Origin of the sequence: Flavobacterium aciduliphilum, from assembly GCF_003268855.1 — a bacterium.
Lineage (GTDB): Bacteria > Bacteroidota > Bacteroidia > Flavobacteriales > Flavobacteriaceae > Flavobacterium > Flavobacterium aciduliphilum.
Window position 1 is genome coordinate 1 of the sequence record NZ_QLSZ01000024.1, and the last position, 1,457, is coordinate 1,457.

Here is a 1,457-nt window from a genome sequence, read left to right on the forward strand (position 1 = left end):
CGGCTACTTTCACAACAACAGCCGTTAGTGGAGCAACTTCATATTTATGGACTGTTCCTGCTGGAGTTACTATTGTTTCTGGACAAGGAACAACAAGTGTAGAAGTTAATTTCAATAATGTTGCCGCTGGAGCTGGGGCTGTCGGGTCTATATCAGTAAAATCAGTAAATGATAACGGATGTACTAGTGCTGCTAAAACATTAGCACTTACAAAAGCCTTACCAGTAGCACCTACTTCTATAAAAATGACAGAGGGTAGTGGTACTACAGCAATAACAAGTTTCGCTAAATATATGGGAACTAATAAAGTATTAACTTTAACTGCTGCTGCTGTAGCTGCTGCAACATCATACGAATGGGAATTACCAGAAGGTGTAAATCAATTAAGTGGAGGTAATACAAATGTGATTACAGTTAATTTCTTAGGGGTTACAAGCTCAAACACTTATAATAATTCAACTGCAGCGGTGCTTACTAATGTGTTACGAATTGGAGTAAAATCTAAAAATGGAGTAGGTGTTTCAACAACAAATAACTCAGCGTTAGTAAACCCAACGACAACTTCTACAGCAAGATTACTTACATTAACAGCCGTTAAGCCAGCTGCTGTTTCTGTTGTTGCAGGACAAATTGCTGGGTTATGTGGCGGAAATACGTATACATATACTATAACAGATACTGCATTGGCAAGTTCATATACTGTTACAGCACCTACTGGAGCTACCGTGAATTTTATCAATACCTTGACTTTTACAGTAACGTATCCTGTGGGATTTGTAATCAACACAAGTACAAGCACAGCTAACAAATCTTTAGTTGTTACATCTGTCAACGGTATGGGATCGAGCGCCACCTCAAAAACCTTAACATTGTCTACTGCAATGGGTTCAATTGCATCAGTTACAGGTGGTACTACTTATTCTAGCTGCGATCAATCATTCTCAGTTGCAGCAATCCCTGGTGCGACTTCTTATACTTGGACAGTTCCAACTGGCGCTAGTATTGTAAGTGGTCAAGGAACAAATAGTGTGGTTGTAAATTACGGATTATTAACAGGAAACCAAACGATTAAAGTGTATGCTACTAATGCATGTGGCGTTTCATCAATGGTAAAAAGTGTAACTTTAACTTTTAGCACTTGTAATATTTTTAAACCTGCAAATGTTTCTGCTATTTCTGAAATGAATATGTATCCAAATCCAGCAAGTCAAGAATTTAACATTGAATTAAATTCTACTACGGAAGGACAATTGGAAATGACATTATTCTCAATGAATGGAGCGGTTATACGCACAAAAAATATTCCTCTAAATGAAGGACCTAATGTAATTAAAGAAAATATATCTGAATTAACTTCTGGAATATATTTTGTTAAATTAACAAACCAGTCAAATAATGAAACGGTTACCAAAAAATTAATTAAACAATAATTTTTTAACACAGTTTAAAGGGCGCAA

At 36.2% G+C, this 1,457-nt stretch carries 1 protein-coding gene; it reads left to right on the forward strand.

Features of this window, described 5'->3' with window-relative positions:
• Window positions 1-1,430 (forward strand): T9SS type A sorting domain-containing protein (locus tag CLV55_RS12740; protein ID WP_146739579.1); only part of this gene is annotated, 1,430 nt, incomplete at its 5' end.
• Window positions 1,431-1,457 lie beyond the last annotated feature (27 nt).